The sequence below is a fragment of the Moorena sp. SIO4A1 genome (assembly GCF_010672065.1).
Taxonomy (GTDB): Bacteria; Cyanobacteriota; Cyanobacteriia; order Cyanobacteriales; family Coleofasciculaceae; genus Moorena.
Genome location: NZ_JAAHHX010000633.1, coordinates 1 through 1,561, shown reverse-complemented (window position 1 = coordinate 1,561; position 1,561 = coordinate 1). Strand labels below are relative to the sequence as shown.

The 1,561-nt window shown below is 45.2% G+C and carries 3 protein-coding genes; all 3 read left to right on the top strand.

Translation table 11 applies throughout. The annotated features are described in order from the left end of the window. The first annotated feature begins 155 nt into the window (after window positions 1–155). Entirely contained in the window at window positions 156–350 is a 195-nt protein-coding gene (locus F6K53_RS46315; RefSeq protein WP_366511434.1) for a reverse transcriptase N-terminal domain-containing protein, read from the top strand. Continuing rightward, window positions 319–576 (top strand): reverse transcriptase N-terminal domain-containing protein, encoded by a 258-nt coding sequence (locus F6K53_RS46310; protein WP_330359465.1) that lies wholly within the window; start codon window positions 319–321, stop codon window positions 574–576. The genes F6K53_RS46315 and F6K53_RS46310 overlap by 32 nt, the downstream gene beginning before the upstream one ends. Then, a partial coding sequence (locus F6K53_RS41385) for a reverse transcriptase domain-containing protein (RefSeq protein ID WP_366511433.1) occupies window positions 548–1,561 on the top strand: 1,014 nt, incomplete at its 3' end. The genes F6K53_RS46310 and F6K53_RS41385, both read left to right, overlap by 29 nt.

The window sequence follows — 1,561 nt, the reverse complement described above, 5'->3', positions numbered from 1 at the left end:
TCGAGTAAAAACGACAGCATTAAAATGGGTCTGTAGGCCGGTCGAACCTACGGTAAGTTATGCCAAACTTAATCCCCACTGTCGGGTAGGATGTGCCTAGAAACTGGGCACGGGTATCCAGAAAATACAAACTTTAGAAGAGTATGGGTAGACACATGTCAAAACATAGTGACCTATGGAAAAGTCAAGAGTGGAAGAAACTCCGCCAAAACTTATTCCGCCTACAGAAGAGAGTATTTAAAGCGGTTCGAGCAGGCGACTTTAAGAAAGCTAAGTCTCTACAGAAACTGATTCAGCAAATCCCGTTCAGCGCAGCTTTTGGCTGTCCGTCAGGTCACACAGCTAAATAAGGGTAAGAGAACGGCGGGAATAGACGGAAAGTCAAGCCTCAATTACCGTGAACGCATGGAACTGGTTGAAGCATTGAACCACTATGGTCACGACTGGCACCACAGCGGACTTCGAGAAATCCCAATCCCTAAAAAGAATGGGAAAGTAAGGATGCTTAAGATACCAACCATCGCTGACAGAGCATGGCAATGTAAGCGTGAAGCTAGCCTTGGAACCAGCCCATGAGGCGACGTTCAGCGGAGATAGTTACGGGTTCAGAACGGGCAGGTGCGCCCAGGATGTCCAAAAACGCCTATTTAGTCATTTGAACTCAGGTTCTAATGGAAAAACAAAGCGCGTCATAGAACTAGATATTGAAAAATGCTTTGACCGTATCTCCCACACCTGCATCATGGAAAGGCTTATAGCACCAGCAAAAATTAAAACGGGAATATTCAGATGCCTCAAGGCAGGTGTCTCCGTCGAGTTTCCAGAACAGGGAACCCCGCAGGGGGGAGTGGTAAGTCCTTTACTTGCAAATGTGGCTTTAAACGGAATAGAAAATATTCATACTAGTCTAAGGTACGCCGACGACATGGTATTTATACTAAAACCAAAAGATGACGCCGAGAAAATCCTCAAGAAGGTATCTGCCTTTTTGGCGGAAAGAGGGATGAACATTAGTCAAGAAAAGACCAAAGTAACTAAAGCGACAGACGGGTTTGACTTCCTTGGCTGGCATGTCCGAGTTAAGAAAAACGGAAAATTCCGATGCATTCCCTCAGAGGAAAACCACCGGAACATACGTAAGAAGATTAAAGCCGTAGTCAACAGCTCGAAATATGGTGCAAAAGTAAAAGCTAAGAAATTAGCCCCCATAGTGCGGGGATGGCGAAACTACCACTCAAGCTGCTACATGGGTAGTAGCAGGGATAACCTTTGGTTCATGGCCAAAACAGCAAACCGAAAATTCCGAAAGGAAAAGAAGATAAATCGCTGGGAAGCAAATGAACTGTGCGACAAGGCTTTTCCATCGGTAGGATACACACAAAACCAGCACATAAACGTAAGGGGGACTAAGTCACCCTATGACGGTGACTTAGTCTACTGGAGTAAAAGAAATAGCCGACTTTACTCCGATGCTACTTCAGACGCCTTGAAAAAGCAAAACCATTCCTGTGGACACTGTGGGTTGAAATTTACCGAAGACGAATCTGTACATCTCCATCAA